Genomic DNA, 16,172 nt, shown 5'->3' with positions numbered 1-16,172 from the left:
CTTGGCCTTAACGCCGCAGTTAAATCACGCCATGCCAATAAAATGGTTCGAGGAGTTGGGCCTGTACTCATTGCGAGATTGGTATGAGTCACTGAAAATGTATTCGGAATCGCCGTATGCGACCCACGCTTGTACGGTGGTGTGAGAGGACGGAGGCCGTGAGGCCTCCTCCTACTCGATTGTGGAAAACCTACTTCTTCATCTCTCTAATGATCATCTGAAAATTCAACAGCGCTGATTACCATGTGTGTATATGTCTTTGAAATCACCCAAAGATCGAAGGCGATGATCTTTCCTTGGGTCGAAATGGACAAAAAAGGATCTATATTGATTTGGTTATCCACAGTTTCTGTGGATAACCTGTCTCAAATTCAGTGAGTAACCAGATCTAAGTGGAGTAGGGAGGTTATTTCGAAGGCTGTATTTGAGCGAGAACTCGCCCTTCTTTGGTCAGAGATGTCTTCAATGAGAGGTGAAGTACAAGGGCTAGAGAGCAGCTCATCATCACGAAAATCGCCAGCATGATCATCAGTTGATACTTAATCGCGATCATCGGTGAAGCACCACCTAAGATCTGTCCAGTCATCATTCCCGGCAGCGTTACTAAGCCTGTGGTTGCCATAGAGGCCATGATAGGGGACATCGCTTTCTGTATTGCATTACGTACAAAAGGCGCAGCAGCATAAGTAGGAGACGCGCCTAACGCGATTGCTGCTTCATATTCTGATTTCTGTGTTTCAAAGGCACCAAACAGGTTCTGCAATGCCACGATATTACTGCTTAAGCTATTACCCAATAACATCCCTGCAATAGGGATTAAGTACTGTGCGTTAAAAACCGGTGTTGGTTTAATGATGAATAAGCAGATAAACAAGACAATGGGTACACAGGTTACCGCTAGGCTCACAGCGACAGGGACTAACAATAGGTTTCGCGGTAACTTGGATTTTTCAACAATCGAGCTTGCCCCAACGATAATCATCGTAAATAACCACAGTAAATTGACCCACAAGCTATTCAAAGTGAACAGGTATTCTAGGTAGAGGCCAACCAGAAATAGCTGAACAGTCATGCGAATGATGCTGATAGAAGCCTCTTTGCCAAGGCTAAGTTTTAGCTTGTGGTTGATTACAATTGGCAGCAAGAGAAGTGAACTGAAAAACAATAATTGCCACCAAGATATATCAATAACGTCTTGCATAATGCTTCCTTTTAATAAGGCTTATATCATATCTGAAAGTGCCAAATGATGCATTTCAACTGCAAAGTCATTGATTCGAAAACGATCAATTATTTAACAAACAAAACACAAAATAGTGGTTGTTTGAGGCTTTTTTGGCTACTACTTAGTAGGTAAAAAGTTAAAATCGGTTGTCAAATAGTTGCGCGAGTGTTGGTTTTTAACATTTGTGAAATATACTTAATTCTTCACATTTGTTAATACTTTTTAATAAGTTTGTTTAACTGAAAACAAGTTTGGATGACCTCAAAAAAGTATTGATTAGCAAGGGTTATAACAAGAGATTTGATTGAACCCTACTTTGTGTATGGTCTAAAATTTGTTGTTAGATACTCAAGAACTTTAGCTCCTTAGAATGAGCTACTCGAAATTACTAAATACAAAATAGGCAAAATGTATGAGTGATGTTAATAAAATTGAAACTGGCGAAAAACGCTCGTTGGAGTGGAAGTCATTCCTCTTCATTGCAGTGGTTCTCTTTCCAATATTAAGTGTGGCTTTTGTAGGAGGCTACGGCTTTCTAGTTTGGGCACTGCAAGTGTTTGTATTAGGTCCTCCAGGTGCACACGGCGGCATGTAATGCCCTCTTGCTATCACATTTTTATTAGAACTAATTTTTAAGAGAGCTAAACATGAAATCATTTTTAGTTAAATTATGGCGCACAATGACTCGCCCAGCAGTACACATCAGTCTTGGTGTACTAACCATGGGTGGCTTTATCGCCGGTGTTATTTTCTGGGGCGGTTTTAATACAGCGCTAGAACATACAAATACAGAAGAGTTCTGTGTAAGCTGTCACACCATGCGTGACAACGTATACGTAGAACTACAAGAAACGGTTCACTGGAAAAACACTTCTGGTGTACGTGCTACTTGTCCTGACTGTCACGTTCCACATGAATGGACAGCAAAAATTGCTCGTAAGATGCAAGCATCTAAAGAAGTCTTTGCTCAAGTATTTGGTGACCTAGATACACCTGAGAAATTCGAAGCTCGTCGTATCGAACTGGCTAAACACGAATGGGATCGTTTCTCTTCGAACAAATCTCTAGAGTGTAAAAACTGCCACAACTACGATTCAATGGATTTCGAAAACATGCGCCCAACAGCGCGTATCCAGATGAAGAACGCGGCAGAGCGTGATCAAAGCTGTGTTGACTGTCACAAAGGTATTGCTCACAACCTTCCATTAGATATGGCATCAGCGAGCGGTATTGTTGGCGAGCTAGAAAATGTAGCAAGCAGCACATCTTACGCTAATGGTTCTGACGTGATCTCTATTCGTCACCTGCCAATGTACACAGATGAAACAGCAACAGTTGAAGCGGGTCTACTAAGCCCTGCAAGTAAAGTTGCGGTTATCGACGAAAAAGGCGACATGATCAAGATTCAAATCGACGGTTGGCGTAAAGCGAAAGGCTTCGGACGTGTAATCCAAGAAGACTTCGGTATGAACATCTCAACTGCAATCTTGACGAAAGAAGTATCTCAAAGTGACGTTGTCACTGTTGGTGAGAAGAAAGAAGATGAGCTTACTGGCCTTCCATGGGAAGAAGTTAACCTAGCACTTTGGATGAAGAAAGAGTCTATGGTTGATAACTTCGATCCAATCTGGAACGCAGCGGGTCAAGCGTACCAATCTAACTGTTCAACGTGTCACTCACAGCCAGATGAAGCTCACTTCAGCGCTAACGGTTGGGTAGGCATGCTAGATGGTATGATTGCGTTCGTTAACTTCGATACAGATACAGAAGCACTTGTTCTTAAGTATCTACAGAAGCACTCATCAGATTTTTCTGAAGGCCATCACTAATAAGACGTCAATTGGAGTAACACAATGGCAATTACAAGAAGAAGTTTCCTGAAAGGTGTCGCTACTACAAGTGCGGCATCGGTTATCGGTCCAAGCTTATTGGCGTCGGCATCAGCGTCTGCTGCAGAAACAGACGGCGCGTGGAAAGTCTCTGGTTCTCACTGGGGTGCATTCCGAGCTCGCGTTTACGCGGGTAAAGTACAAGAAATTAAACCTCTAGAAATCGATCAGCACCCAACAGAGATGCTGAAAGGTATTAAAGGTATTATCTACAGCCCATCACGTGTGCGTTACCCAATGGTTCGCCTAGATTGGTTGAAGAAGCATAAGTACAGCGCAGACACGCGTGGTAACAACCGCTTTATTCGTGTGACTTGGGATGAGGCACTAGACCTTGTTTACCGCGAGCTAGAGCGCGTACAGAAAGATTACGGTCCATGGGCGCTTCACACAGGTCAAACTGGTTGGAGACAAACAGGTCAGTTCCATAGCTGTACTAACCACATGCAACGTGCAATGGCACTTCACGGTTACTCTGTGAAGAAAATCGGTGACTACTCAACAGGTGCTGGTCAAACGATCATGCCTTACGTGCTAGGTTCTACTGAAGTTTACGCACAAGGTACATCTTGGGAACTTATCCTAGAAAACAGTGACAACATTGTTCTTTGGGGTAACGATCCAGTTAAAAACCTTCAAGTAGGTTGGACATGTGAGACTCACGAGTCGTTCGCATACCTAGAACAGCTGAAAGAAAAAGTTGCTAAGAAAGAGATCAACGTTGTTTCTGTTGACCCTGTTAAAAACAAAACAGGTCGTTACCTAGAAAACGAGCAAATGTACATCAACCCACAAACTGATGTGGCGTTCATGCTTGGTGTTGCTCACGTTCTTTACAACGAAGGCCTATACGACAAGAAGTTCATCGAAACTTACTGTCTAGGTTTTGAAGATTTCATCAAGTACGTTCAAGGTGAAACGAAAGACAGAGTTGAGAAGACGCCAGAATGGGCTTCTGCTATCTGTGGCGCAAGCGCGGACTCTATTCGTGACTTCGCTAAGATGCTGGTTAACGGTCGTACACAGATTCTTGTTGGTTGGAGTATCCAACGTCAAGAGCACGGTGAACAGCCTTACTGGATGTGTGCAGTTATCGCAGCAATGGTTGGCCAAATTGGTCTTCCGGGCGGTGGTATCTCTTACGGTCACCACTACTCTGGTATCGGTGTATCTTCAACTGGCTTCGCTGCTCCGGGTTCATTCCCGCTGAACATCGACAAAGGTCAATCGCCTAAGCACACTAACACTGATTACAACGGTTACAGCCGCGTAATCCCTGTTGCTCGTTGGGTAGATAGCCTGTTAGAGCCAGGTAAGAAGATCAAAGCAAACGGCGCAACAGTGACACTGCCTGACATCAAGATGATGGTATTCAGTGGTAACAACCCGTGGCACCACCACCAAGATCGCAACAAGATGCGTAAAGCATTCAAGAGCCTACAAACTGTAGTGGCTGTTGATTTCGCTTGGACTGCAACTTGTCGTCACTCTGATATTGTTCTTCCAGCTTGTACTCAGTGGGAACGTAACGATATCGATGGTTACGGCGCGTACTCTGGCCGTGGTTTGATCGCAATGCACAAGCTAGTGGATCCTCTGTTCCAGTCTAAGACTGACTTCGAGATCATGTCTAGCCTAACTAAGCGTTGGGGTCGTTACGACGATTACACGCGTGGTATGGACGAAATGCAGTGGGTTAAATCTCTGTACGACGAATGTCGCGCATCAAACGAAGGTAGCTTCGAAATGCCTGAGTTTGATGAGTTCTGGGAGAAAGGTTTCCTAGACTTCGGCAAAGGTAAGCCATGGACTCGTCACGCTTCATTCCGTGAAGATCCAGAGATCAACGCACTAGGCACGCCTTCTGGTTTCATCGAAATCACAAGCCGTACTGTTGGCAACATGGGTTACGAGCACTGTCAAGAACACCCAATGTGGTTCGAAAAATCTGAACGTTCACACGGTGGTCCAGGCTCTGACAAGCACCCGTACTGGCTACAATCTTGTCACCCAGACAAGCGTCTTCACTCTCAGATGTGTGAATCTGAAGAGTGGCGTGCGACTTACGCGGTACAAGGCCGTGAGCCAATCTACATCAACCCAGTAGATGCTAAGAAGAAAGGCATCAAAGATGGCGATGTAGTACGTGTGTTTAACGACCGTGGTCAACTACTAGCAGGTGCTGTTCTAATGGATAGCTACGCTCCTGGTGTTGTTCGTATCGAAGAAGGTGCTTGGTACGGTCCGATCAACGAGAAAGTGGGCGCGCTAGATACATACGGCGATCCAAACACACTGACTCAAGATATCGGTACGTCTGAACTTGCTCAAGCAACGTCAGCAAACACATGTTTGGTTGATTTCGAGAAGTTCCAAGGCAAACTGCCTCCAGTAACTTCATTCGGTGGTCCAATCGAAGTTTCTTAAGTCTTGTCTTAAGAACCAAGATTAAAGCTTGAATTAAAGCCCCTGTAAGCACTCTTACAGGGGCTTTTTGTATTTTTGATATCAGTGTTGGTGTTTCTAAATAAGCATTATACAGGGCTAATAGAGGGCGTTTTTGAGACAGGCTGTAACGCGCTGTTTGAGAGAGGTGGTAGAAGCAGTGAAGCAGGAAGGGAATGTAAAAAGAACCTGTGGAAAGACTTAAGCAGGCGGAAACAAAAAGGCCGATACAAAGTACCGACCTTACAGAAGCCTATGGAGTTAACTCTACTCAAGTTAGATCTCAAATATAAACCAGTAGCTATAAGCACAGATTAGTGCGGGCACACTAGAGTATAAGGTCGCGACCAGTGCCGCTTTGGGAGCCATCGCAATCGCAGGGAATAGCGCGTCACCATCATTTGAAATTGCGTTACCTACCTGAGCCGAAAGTGGCAGGGCGCCTGAAAGGTATAAGCTAGTGACCAATAATTGCGGTCCACAGCCCGGTAGCAAACCCATCAACACGCCAGCCAGGGGGAGCATGATGCCCCAGCTTGAGAATAGCGTCGCAAAATCAACATTTGCTATCACAGAGCCAAATTCAAAGAAAAGAAAGGCAACCACCACCCAAGCGGTGACAAAGTTTGTATCTTGAGCGGTCTTTTGCAATGGGTGAGAGCCTATACACTTTTCGTCCTCACTCACGGCTGATTTGTAATCCTCAATTTCCCGAGTGAGGCCCCATAGAAACATCGAGCTGATCAGCAAAACTGTCCCCGCCCATTCCATCGACATTTCAGGCAAAGCGAGCAGCTCGTTCACATCGACTTGAAAAGAGCCAAGTAGGGCAACGGCAGCACCCGGAATAATCAGTACAGACCACAGGTAACCTTGCAGGTTTATCGCTTTTTTAGAGACCGATTCTTTGTCTTGAGATTGAGAAGCACAGCTGCTCACCACTTCATTTTTCTCTGCTTTTTTTGGGCGTAAGAAGTCGTCTGCGTGAAACAAGTTAATGATTCGGCCTGACGCAGTACCCACAATCACGCCCATCGCCATCATGGTTAAACCTGTCTTAGGCTCGCTCGCTATGAGCAGGAACGCCGCGTCACCCATGGTTGAGACGAGCACCGCAACTACCGCACCAAATCCGAGTTTTCCCGAGATAAATTGTGTGGTTACCACTATCGCACCGCCACAGCCGGGCAACGCGCCCATGAGAGCCGCGAATACCACTTGGTTTGAACGAGATTGATGGACGAGCTTATTGAAGACGTTATCTTTGTTTATGTACAGACTTAACCAGTGGTAAATAGCCAAGGTTAAAGCAACATAACAAGACACTGCCCAAAACGCGTCTGACAAAGTAGTCACCGTCAGCTCTCGTGTAGCTGGGGCTGCAACCAAAGCTGCAAGTGAGACAGGCAAAAGCAGGCGCTTAAATGACAGTGAAAACTGAGTTGTTTTCGCAGCACTACTGCTTGGCAAAAAAGAGATTAGTCGATCCATAGGTGTTACTCAAAATTAGTGGCTTAAGATAAATATATACTAATGATAATAATTATCAATTGCATTTGTTGTTTTTTTATCTATTGTTACTATTGGCTAAACCCACGAAACATGACCAATCTAAAAAAATGAGGTAAAGTATGGCTAATAAAGAGAGGCTCTAAAGGTAGAGTCATAATTGTTAGTGTAATAGGAAGAAACATGATTTTAGTTGTTGGTCACAAAAACCCTGATAGTGACAGTATTTGTAGTGCGTTAGTTGCAACTGAGCTTCTTAAGGCTCGTGGCGAGGAAGCGACACCAATTCGCCAAGGCGAGATCAACCGCGAAACTCAACACATTCTAGAAGTCGCTGGTGCTGAAAAGCCAGAGCTTCGTACTTCTGTTGCTGGTGAGAAAATCTGGCTAGTAGACTACTCAGATCTAGCACAAGCACCAGATGATGTTGCTGATGCAGAGATCGTAGGTATTGTTGATCACCACCGTCTAGGCGACGTGATGACAGTAAACCCAATGGAAGCTTGGATCTGGCCTGTTGGTTGTACAAACACTGTACTTTTCAACATGTTCAAGATTGAAGGTCACGCAATCTCTCAACAAATCGCTAAACTAATGATGTCTGCAATTCTTTCAGACACAGTTGGTTTCGCTTCTCCAACATGTACTCAAAAAGACAAAGACGCGGTTGCTGAGCTTGCTGAAATTGCTGGCGTAACTGACGTTGATGCATTCATCAAAGCGCTTCTAATCGCAAAAACAAACATCGAAGGCCTATCTGCTGCACAGCTAGTAGAAAAAGACCTTAAAGGCTACCCATTCAACGGTCGTGATGTTGTTGTTGGTCAAGTTGAACTTGCGACTCTTGAGCAAGTAGACGGCATGATCGAAGCGCTAGAAGCTGATCTTGAAGAGCGTTGTGAGAAAGACGGTCTAGCGTTCGCTGCGGTAATGCTAACAGATATCACTACTGCTCAAACTCGTCTTCTATACAAAGGTGAGTGGGCTGAGAAATTGGTTAAGCACGAGAAAGGCGGCGTATTAATGATGGAAAATACACTAAGCCGTAAGAAGCAAGGCTGGCCTTGGCTACAAGGTGAGCTTGTTTAATCAAGTCGCTTAATATTAAACGCCTGCTTATTTAGCAGGCGTTTTTCTTTGAAGTAGACTTTCTTCTTCATCGATAATGTTTGAAGTTAACAACACTCGGCATAAAATAGCTTTAAGAGCAAAGTTACTGACTAAAGTAGGAAATTAAGATGACTACACAGCTAGACGATAAAAAAATCGCTGAAATCAACAAGTATACGGGCGAGCAACGCCTGAAATACTGTGTGAAAGAAATCGTAGCAAACCGTGAAGTATGGATCTTAACCGATGAACACGGTTGTGTAATGCTGAACACAGAAGATGAAGATTGTGTTCCAGTATGGCCAAACCAAGAGTTCGCAGAATCATGGGCAACGGGTGATTGGTCTGAGTGTAAAGCTGAGTCTATTTCGTTGAACAAATGGCACAGTCGCTGGACGAACGGTCTAGAAGACGACGAACTTGCTGTTGTAGTATTCCCGAACGAGCAAGAAGAAGGCGTTATCTTGTTCCCGGATGAGTTCGACTTCGAATTGAAAAAGCAGGCAGCTAAGCGCTAGTTCTTTCGTAATACAGTAACATCGTAAGTCAGCGTTGCCTTTCTTAGGCAGCGCTATCATTCAATTATCCCATCTAAGTTACTTCCAACGTATATTCGTCAATACCCAATCAACTGATACAAAGGCGCTTGCTGTGCGGCTTTAGAAGCTTGCTGAAGCACACCTGTTTTGCTGTATCTCTTGAGTATCTTTCGAACGATAGGTTTTACTTCAGATTTTGTCATTCCAGCTTTCAATTCTGGTTCATACAGCAATTGCAGTAGCACTACGTCTAACGGCGATAATAAGTCTTCTGGCGTGTGGTCGTTGAAAATAGAAGGGTAGGCTTTATCTGAATCATTCGGCAGGCCTAGAACTTGTGTGATCTCTTCCACGATACAGGCGACCAGCTTACCTCGCGATCTTGCCTGATCAACCGGGATTACAATCCCAGCGTATACAATCTCGCCTTTAGAATTGGTTCTATAGCCCGCCGTGCAGATGGCGCTATTTAAATGTTGAGTTGATTTGAGCTTGAGCACCGATTTCGCCTCAGATACCCACTGGCTCTGCCTTGTGTATATCCATTTAACGTTCGCTTCGGACTCTTTACTGACGATTGTTATTGGATGTTGGGTGACTTCAGATAAGTGTTTGATATGAAGCTCTGTGATCTCTTGATGCAGTTCCTCATCGCCCACTCGATGATCGATCCAAATCTTGATCGGTTGTTTCCACTTGGCGAGCGGTTTGTTGCCTTGGGAGTATTCGTGTTGAAGCGCGACGTTATAAAAGGCAGTTTCGACGAAGCTTCTATCTAGCCATGTGAGCGGTGTGCTTGTCGCGTTAAAGGACAACAGCACCAACAAGAGGGGAAGCATTGAAGCTGTTCGATACATACTTTTCCCCTCTGCTAAATGTAGCGTGATTCCAGGTTAGTGGTTCGGCGCTTTGGAGAAATGGCTCTCAACCAATCTTTGGGTGATTTGGTGAGTTGGATTGGTTAGCACTTGATCTGTTTCCCCACTCTCAACCACATTGCCTTCATGCATGACAATAATCTTGTCGGTAATGTGCTTAACAATACCGAGGTGTTGAGATACATAAACGAACGATACGCCCATCTCTTCTTGTAACTCTAAGAACAGATTGATGATTTGCGAGCGCATTGCCATGTCCAAACCATTTAAAGCTTCATCAGCAACAATGATGGATGGCTGAAGTATTAAGGCACGAGCCAAACAAACCCTTTGTTTCTGGCCTGCAGCAAGCATCTGAGGGTAGAAATACGCATGTTCCGGTAGAAGGCCTACGCGCAGTAGTGTGTCTTTCACACGACGCATACGAGCTTCTGGAGGCATGTTGGTGTTTCGCTTTAATGGACCTTCAAGAATTCGACCGATCTGAATGCGCGGGTTAAGTGACGTATTCGGATCTTGGAAGATCATTCGAATCAGCTTACAACGAGTCGAGTAGTCTTTGTGCTCTAGCTTTTCGCCATTCACGCGGATCTCGCCTGCGGTTGGCTCCACCATGCCTGCGAGCATTCTGGCTAATGTTGATTTGCCAGAACCATTCTGGCCGATAAAACCAATTGTCTGGCCTGCTTCAAGAGAAAAGCTAACTGGCTTCACCGCCTGATGAATCTTTTTACGGAAAAGACCAGAGCGAGTCGTAAAGTCTTTAGACAAATCACTGACTTCTAATAATGCACTCATGATTTCTTTTTCTTCTCCATATTCAGAGGGAAGTGACAGTTGAACTTATGGTTCTTGATACGTTTCGTATGTGGGATCTCGACACACTGCCTTTGTGCGTATGGGCAGCGAGGCCCTAATCGACAACCAATAGGAAGATGTTGCAGCGGTGGAATTGACCCCGGCAAAGACTGGAGCTTCTCCTTGTGGGGAATCCAGTCGTTAAAGTCTGGCATCGCTTTTAACAAAGCAACGGTGTACGGGTGCTTTGGTGCATCCAACAGCTTCGGTGTATCAGCGGATTCTACCGATTGACCACAGTACATCACGGTAATGCGAGTCGCCCATTGGGTAATGGTGGTTAAGTCATGGCCGATCAACACGATGGTGGTGTTATTGATCTGGTTCATACGACTCAAAAGACGCAATATTTGAGACTGTGTAATTGGGTCTAAATCGTTGGTTGGCTCGTCAGCAATCAAGACTTTTGGCTTGGCAGCGATCGCCATTGCGATCATGACTTTTTGACACTCACCATCTGTCAGCTCATAAGAGTAACTGTCCATTAGGCGAGAGTGGTCTTTGATGCCGACTTTGTGTAGTAATGCGATCGCTTGCTTCTTACGCCACTTAAATCGTTGCCACCAACGACCTTCAAACGAATGGGAAGGGATCGCTTCAACGAGCTGGTTACCTACTTTTTCAGAAGGGTCAAGACACGTTGATGGCTCTTGGAAGATCATTGCGATATCGCGGGCGATCACTCGGCGTCTTTCTTTCGGCGTCAGTTGCAGTAGGTCGATATTACCTAAGCGCATTCGGTCTGCAGAAACCTTCCAGTTTTCTTTACATACTCCGACGATCGCTTTTGCAACCAAACTCTTACCTGAGCCTGATTCACCTACTAAGCCACGAATTTCCCCTTCATTGAGGGTAATACTCATTCGATCTACGGCTTTAACCATCCCTTGAGGGGTCTCAATCTCGATGGTTAGATGTCGAATATCAAGTAACGGCATTATTCGATTCCTGCATTTAGCGCTTGGCGAACACCTTCACCGACGAGGTTAATCACGATAACTGTAAACATAATAGCTAAGCCGGGTAGGGTAACTGTCCATGGCGCAAGGTAAATCAACTCGACCGAATCACCCAAGATGGAGCCCCATTCGGTACTCGGTGCTTGAGCGCCAAGCCCTAGGAAACCTAAAGCCGTGATATCAAGAATTGCGACTGACAGTGCCAGCGTAACTTCAAGAGCGATCACGGTAAGGATGTTCGGAAGGATTGAGTTCCATAGCAGGTAAAAATCGTTCGCACCATCAAGGCGAGAAGCCAGAATATAGTCTTTTTCTACTTCAGCATGCACGGCAATGTACACCGAGCGTATAAAGCGCGGGATCAGTGCCAAGCACAAGGCGAGCAAGATATTAAACTCCCCAAAGCCAAGGAATGCCACGAAGATAATCGCCAGCAGAAGAGATGGAATCGACATAACAGTATCAAGCAGGTGGTTTAGCGTGCTTGATAGTAAACCGCGCGTCATACCAGCAAGTACGCCAATCAGACAACCAATGACGGCTGCGATAAAGGTAATCACCACCGCGGCGCCGAAGGTTAACTGAGAGCCAATTATTAGGCGAGAGAGAATATCTCTGCCTAAGTCATCCGTACCCAAAAAGTATTCTACCGTTCCCGCAGGATCCCAAGAGGGCGGCGTTAATAGGTGACCGGTTTGTTCTTGTGCATCATGCGGGGCTAGCCACGGTGAAGTGACGGTGACCAGAATGATAAGCACCAAACACCACAAGCCAAACATAGCTAGATTATTGCTGCGGAAGCTGCGCCAGAAACGTTCGAACTGGGTTGGAATCTGTTCTTCTTGGTAGACGTTATTTGTTAGCATACCATTCCTTCCTTACCAGTGGATTGATCATCGCGCCCAGTAGATCGGACAGAATATTAGCGGTCAAAACTAAGGTAGCCACCACAATTACACCAGCTTGAATTGAAACGTAATCTTGATTCGATAAGGCATCCAATAACCAGCGGCCAATGCCCGGCCAGTTAAAGATAGACTCGGTAACAATAGCAAGCGTTAACATACTCGATAGCTGAACACCGACCTTAGGAATAATCGGAGGTATCGCGTTTCTTAGCACGTGCTGCGTGATGATCTCTCTAGTGGAAAGACCTTTAATTCGCGCAGCGCGGATGTAGTTTTGCGTCATTACTTCAGCCACTGACGCTCTCATCAATCGGATGACCTGAGTCGTTGGCGCCAGTGCTAAAACAAGACAAGGCAACGCCATGTGCTCGATAACACTTTGTAGTGCGTGCGCACGGTAGCGACCCTCGGCAAAAAAGGCGTCAATCATCGCGAATCCAGTCACGTGTTCAATCTCGTAAAGTAGGTCGTATCGGCCACCAACTGGGAACATTTCAAAGTGCAGTGAAAACACCATGATCATCAGCAACGCGACCCAAAATATAGGCGCAGAGTAACCGGCCATTGAGGTGAACGATATGGTGGTATCAACAAATTTACCTTGTCTCATACCAGCAATGGTGCCGAAAGGGATACCGATGATGAGTGCCAACACAAAGGCAAAGAAGCACAGCTCTAGCGTTGCAGGGAACACCAGGACCAACTCATCGATGATAGGCACACCGTGTTTGCTTAGGCCAAAGTTTAGCGTCGATAATTCAGTGATATAGCTAATCCAACCGGGCCAAAAATCTTGAATTGCCCAAGGTGAGGTTTGGTCTAATCGAAGCAGGGAAAAACCTACCAAGGTCAGAATTCCTAGCGTAATAACGAATAAGTTTACACGTCTTAATGTATACCAAAACATTACTGCACCTCTCTTCTGACTTGATCAAAAGGTTGGGCATTGAAAGGACTTGCTTTAAAGCCTGTTAGCGAACGATCGTGCACGCGAAATTGCACGCCATGAGCTAAAGGAATCACAGGAACTTCTTCATTGAGAATGTTTTGGGCTTGTCGGTACAAGTTCACACGGTGCCTTTGTTGATTGATCTCTAATGCTAAGTCGAGAAGGAAATCAAAGTCTGAATTACACCACATCGAGACGTTTAACCCTGCACGCTCAGAGCTGCATGAGAGCAGCGGACGTAAGAAGTTGTCCGGGTCACCGGTATTGCCTATCCAGCCTGTAAGCAACAAGTCTGTTGAGGAAATAGAGGACAACTGTGTGCGGTCAAATCGGTCGTCGGTATAGAGTTTCAATTCAATACCAATATCGGCTAAGTTTGCTTGGATAAGTTCTGCCGTTTTTCTTGGACTTGGATTGTATGCGCGTGGCTCTAGTGGTACCCACATTGACAGCTCTAACCCAGGTTCAACGCCAGCTTCTTTGAGAAGCGCAACCGCATAGTTTCGGTCGTAGCGAACTTGAACGCTGTCTTTTTGGTGAGCCCAAGAAGTCGGAGGAAGCAAGGTGTAGGCTTTGGTTCCTGTACCGTAATACACAGAATCAAGAATGTTCTGACGATTGATGGCTAAGTTGAGCGCTTTACGAACTCGAGAGTCACGCAGTGCAGGGTGCTCAGTATTCAGCGCGATGAAAGAGACATTAACCGCCGGAGTAGCAGAAATCTTCAACTCTTCATGAGCCTGAATAATAGGGATTTGGCTAGAAATTGGTGAGTTGAGCACGTCACACTCACTACGCAGAAGCTTGGCAAGTGTGCCTGTTCCACGTTGCGAAGTATCGAACACAACTTGGTCCATTTGTACTTCACCCTTCCAGTAGTGCTTGTTCTTTTTCAAGCGCACTAGGTCGTTGATTTGGTATTCATCCAAGTAGAAAGGGCCAGTGCCGACTGGATTGGAATCGATTCGATTTTTCTCATCCGCTGCAATGAGCTGATTGGCATACTCTTTAGAGTGAATGACCGCATAGCTGGTGGCGATGTTATTGAGAAATGAATTGTCTGGGCGACTTAATTGGAATTTCACTGTTAGGTCGTCAACCGCGGTGATATCGACAATCAGGGTCTTGAAGTCGATTCCGGCAAACCACGGGTATAGGCCGCCACCCACATAATGAAATGGGTTTGAACTATCAATGACACGTTCAAAGCTAAACACCACATCTTGTGCATTCATGCTACGAGTTGGGGTGAACCAGTCTGTCGTTTGGAACGCAACATTTGGGCGCAGTTTGAACGTGTACTCTGTACCTGATTTATCAACAGACCAACTTGTCGCCAAGTTCTGTTTTGGTCGGTACGTCATCGGATCAAGAGTGAGCAGTGTATCGAAAATTTGAGGACTCAGCGATTCTGCGGTAATGCCACTATCAACCAGCTGTGGGTTGAAGGTACTAGGATTACCTTGGCCGCAATAAATGAAGCCTTTTTCACGGATTTGCTCGTGATTCACACTCTCACCACATCCAGCGAGAAAGCTCAGCGTACAGATGCTCAGTGATAGTCTTATTAGTGCTTTCATAAAAAGAAATACTTTTCGAAACGAGGCGTTAGAGGAGCCTCAAGATCCGGACAATTTAACATTTTATTTATTCGGCTCCAAATAATAATCAAGCGTGGACAGCTATTTATCGTTAGCTTGTCCGACAATCGCGTACTTCCTCACCATTCCACGTAATTGGTTGTAGGTTAACCCAAGTAATTCTGCGGCTTGTTTCTGGTTATATTTGCTCTGTTTGAGGGCTTGGTTGAGTAGCTTGATGTCTTGTTGTTCTTGCCATGCTTTGTAATCAAGCGGCAAAGAAAACAAGCTCTCTGATGAAGTATGGCTGTTAGACGGCTCATTGCCAGTTTCCGGAGGGGAATCTTGCTCTGTTTTCCATGCGGGTTTAAATGGGTTAAACACCAAATATTCAATAGGATATGGATCTTTTCCGTGCTGATAGATAGCTCGCTCAATGACGTTTTTGAGTTCTCGTACATTCCCTGGCCAAGAATAATCCAAAAGCGATTCAACGGCAGAGGGGGCAAAGCCAACAAACAACTCCAATTCCAATTCACGACACATCTTAATGGCGTAATATTCTGCCAGTAGCATGATGTCTTCTTTTCGCTCACGCAAAGGAGGGATAGTAATGACGTCAAACGCCAGTCTATCTAATAGGTCTGCTCGGAATTCGCCCTTTAATGCCATGTCTGGTAAGTCGGCATTGGTTGCACACACCAGTCTGACATTGGCACTTAGCGCCTTTTGCCCACCGACACGTTCATATTGCCCGTATTCAATAACGCGCAGTAGTTTCTCTTGAACCGCAAGGGGAGTGGTCGCCAGCTCATCCAGAAACAGCGTTCCGCCTTCTGCTCTTTCAAAACGACCTTGATGACGCCCTTTCGAACCCGTAAAGGATCCCGATTCATGACCAAACAGTTCTGAATCAATCAAACCTTCACTTAAGGTTGAGCAGTTCAATGAGATCAAAGGTTGATCCCAACGTCTTGAAAGGTAATGCAGTCTTTGTGCGATCAACTCTTTACCTGTGCCACGTTCGCCAATGATCAGAATGGGTCTTTCTATTGGTGCGAGTTGGGAAACTTTATCTAACACAGAGAGAAAGCTAGGTGATTCACCAATGAGGTTCTGCTGCATAGCGGGTCCTTGTATGAATTAATCGCTGGAGAGGTCATGTAAGAGCCATAGTGGTGAAAAATACCAATACTTGGCTAAATTCATCATAGCATGGTTCGAGTTAATCACCATTTTATTGTAAGTAACTGATAATAAATGGCTTAAAAGTTGGCACGCTACTTGGATTATTTATGGTAGGTTTAACAACAAACGTAAATT

General features: G+C 45.3%; 14 protein-coding genes. 5 read left to right on the top strand and 9 right to left on the bottom strand.

Features of this window, described 5'->3' with window-relative positions; translation table 11 throughout:
- Window positions 1-406: 406 nt before the first annotated feature.
- Window positions 407-1,201: an ABC transporter permease gene (locus AB4517_RS09410; protein ID WP_372123622.1), complete on the bottom strand. Its 795-nt coding sequence runs from the start codon at window positions 1,199-1,201 to the stop codon at window positions 407-409.
- 436 nt (window positions 1,202-1,637) lie between these two features.
- Here AB4517_RS09410 and torE point away from each other — a divergent pair, with 436 nt between their 5' ends.
- From torE to torA, 3 genes are read left to right on the top strand one after another with little or no spacing between them, the layout of a single operon-like run.
- Window positions 1,638-1,820, top strand: a complete 183-nt coding sequence (torE, locus tag AB4517_RS09405) for a trimethylamine N-oxide reductase system protein TorE (protein WP_004734591.1) — start codon at window positions 1,638-1,640, stop codon at window positions 1,818-1,820.
- Window positions 1,821-1,872: 52 nt separating this feature from the next.
- Window positions 1,873-3,054 carry a pentaheme c-type cytochrome TorC gene (gene torC, locus AB4517_RS09400; RefSeq protein WP_136974655.1) on the top strand — a complete coding sequence of 394 codons (1,182 nt, stop codon included), beginning with the start codon at window positions 1,873-1,875 and terminating at the stop codon, window positions 3,052-3,054.
- A 24-nt stretch (window positions 3,055-3,078) separates the two neighbouring features.
- Window positions 3,079-5,541 carry a trimethylamine-N-oxide reductase TorA gene (torA, locus tag AB4517_RS09395; protein WP_017060300.1) on the top strand — a complete coding sequence of 821 codons (2,463 nt, stop codon included), beginning with the start codon at window positions 3,079-3,081 and terminating at the stop codon, window positions 5,539-5,541.
- Between the two features lie 294 nt (window positions 5,542-5,835).
- Here torA and AB4517_RS09390 read toward each other — a convergent pair whose 3' ends face one another.
- A complete protein-coding gene (locus AB4517_RS09390) occupies window positions 5,836-7,050 on the bottom strand; it encodes a putative manganese transporter (RefSeq protein WP_017060301.1) in 1,215 nt (404 codons plus the stop codon).
- Between the two features lie 201 nt (window positions 7,051-7,251).
- On the opposite strand from AB4517_RS09390, the gene AB4517_RS09385 reads away from it, so the two are divergent.
- Together AB4517_RS09385 and AB4517_RS09380 are read left to right on the top strand one after the other, a co-directional pair.
- Complete coding sequence (locus AB4517_RS09385) at window positions 7,252-8,157, top strand: manganese-dependent inorganic pyrophosphatase (RefSeq protein ID WP_017065328.1); 906 nt, start codon at window positions 7,252-7,254, stop codon at window positions 8,155-8,157.
- 149 nt (window positions 8,158-8,306) lie between these two features.
- Window positions 8,307-8,696, top strand: a complete 390-nt coding sequence (locus tag AB4517_RS09380) for a DUF2750 domain-containing protein (protein ID WP_004734596.1) — start codon at window positions 8,307-8,309, stop codon at window positions 8,694-8,696.
- 98 nt (window positions 8,697-8,794) lie between these two features.
- On the opposite strand, the gene AB4517_RS09375 is transcribed toward AB4517_RS09380, so the two are convergent.
- The 7 genes from AB4517_RS09375 to pspF all read right to left on the bottom strand — a co-directional run bounded on the left by AB4517_RS09375 (window position 8,795) and on the right by pspF (window position 15,974).
- Window positions 8,795-9,574, bottom strand: a complete 780-nt coding sequence (locus AB4517_RS09375) for a DUF2927 domain-containing protein (protein ID WP_029235328.1) — start codon at window positions 9,572-9,574, stop codon at window positions 8,795-8,797.
- A gap of 36 nt (window positions 9,575-9,610) precedes the next feature.
- On the bottom strand, window positions 9,611-10,393 hold the full coding sequence (locus AB4517_RS09370; RefSeq protein ID WP_017060304.1) for an ATP-binding cassette domain-containing protein: 783 nt from the start codon (window positions 10,391-10,393) through the stop codon (window positions 9,611-9,613).
- The gene (locus AB4517_RS09365; RefSeq protein ID WP_017060305.1) at window positions 10,390-11,391 is read right to left on the bottom strand and encodes an oligopeptide/dipeptide ABC transporter ATP-binding protein; all 1,002 of its coding nucleotides are present in this window, start codon (window positions 11,389-11,391) and stop codon (window positions 10,390-10,392) included. The genes AB4517_RS09370 and AB4517_RS09365 overlap by 4 nt, the downstream gene beginning before the upstream one ends.
- Window positions 11,391-12,278 (bottom strand): putrescine export ABC transporter permease SapC, encoded by an 888-nt coding sequence (gene sapC, locus AB4517_RS09360; RefSeq protein WP_017065331.1) that lies wholly within the window; start codon window positions 12,276-12,278, stop codon window positions 11,391-11,393. Before sapC ends, AB4517_RS09365 begins: the two co-directional genes overlap by 1 nt.
- Complete coding sequence (locus tag AB4517_RS09355; RefSeq protein WP_017060307.1) at window positions 12,265-13,227, bottom strand: ABC transporter permease subunit; 963 nt, start codon at window positions 13,225-13,227, stop codon at window positions 12,265-12,267. Before AB4517_RS09355 ends, sapC begins: the two co-directional genes overlap by 14 nt.
- A complete protein-coding gene (gene sapA, locus AB4517_RS09350; RefSeq protein WP_017060308.1) occupies window positions 13,227-14,849 on the bottom strand; it encodes an ABC transporter substrate-binding protein SapA in 1,623 nt (540 codons plus the stop codon). The genes AB4517_RS09355 and sapA overlap by 1 nt, the downstream gene beginning before the upstream one ends.
- Window positions 14,850-14,951: 102 nt before the next feature.
- Window positions 14,952-15,974 carry a phage shock protein operon transcriptional activator gene (gene pspF / locus AB4517_RS09345; RefSeq protein ID WP_372132411.1) on the bottom strand — a complete coding sequence of 341 codons (1,023 nt, stop codon included), beginning with the start codon at window positions 15,972-15,974 and terminating at the stop codon, window positions 14,952-14,954.
- Window positions 15,975-16,172: the final 198 nt, after the last annotated feature.

The sequence above is a fragment of the Vibrio sp. 10N.222.52.C3 genome (assembly GCF_041474195.1).
GTDB lineage: Bacteria > Pseudomonadota > Gammaproteobacteria > Enterobacterales > Vibrionaceae > Vibrio > Vibrio crassostreae_C.
The sequence above is the reverse complement of the archived record's forward strand: the minus strand, read 5'-3'. Positions and strand labels throughout refer to the sequence as shown.

Coding starts and splice junctions, on each gene's coding strand:
- AB4517_RS09410 (WP_372123622.1), bottom strand. CDS start 1,201: ATGCAAGACGTTATTGATATATCTTGGTGGCAATTATTGTTTTTCAGT.
- torE (WP_004734591.1), top strand. CDS start 1,638: ATGAGTGATGTTAATAAAATTGAAACTGGCGAAAAACGCTCGTTGGAG.
- torC (WP_136974655.1), top strand. CDS start 1,873: ATGAAATCATTTTTAGTTAAATTATGGCGCACAATGACTCGCCCAGCA.
- torA (WP_017060300.1), top strand. CDS start 3,079: ATGGCAATTACAAGAAGAAGTTTCCTGAAAGGTGTCGCTACTACAAGT.
- AB4517_RS09390 (WP_017060301.1), bottom strand. CDS start 7,050: ATGGATCGACTAATCTCTTTTTTGCCAAGCAGTAGTGCTGCGAAAACA.
- AB4517_RS09385 (WP_017065328.1), top strand. CDS start 7,252: ATGATTTTAGTTGTTGGTCACAAAAACCCTGATAGTGACAGTATTTGT.
- AB4517_RS09380 (WP_004734596.1), top strand. CDS start 8,307: ATGACTACACAGCTAGACGATAAAAAAATCGCTGAAATCAACAAGTAT.
- AB4517_RS09375 (WP_029235328.1), bottom strand. CDS start 9,574: ATGTATCGAACAGCTTCAATGCTTCCCCTCTTGTTGGTGCTGTTGTCC.
- AB4517_RS09370 (WP_017060304.1), bottom strand. CDS start 10,393: ATGAGTGCATTATTAGAAGTCAGTGATTTGTCTAAAGACTTTACGACT.
- AB4517_RS09365 (WP_017060305.1), bottom strand. CDS start 11,391: ATGCCGTTACTTGATATTCGACATCTAACCATCGAGATTGAGACCCCT.
- sapC (WP_017065331.1), bottom strand. CDS start 12,278: ATGCTAACAAATAACGTCTACCAAGAAGAACAGATTCCAACCCAGTTC.
- AB4517_RS09355 (WP_017060307.1), bottom strand. CDS start 13,227: ATGTTTTGGTATACATTAAGACGTGTAAACTTATTCGTTATTACGCTA.
- sapA (WP_017060308.1), bottom strand. CDS start 14,849: ATGAAAGCACTAATAAGACTATCACTGAGCATCTGTACGCTGAGCTTT.
- pspF (WP_372132411.1), bottom strand. CDS start 15,974: ATGCAGCAGAACCTCATTGGTGAATCACCTAGCTTTCTCTCTGTGTTA.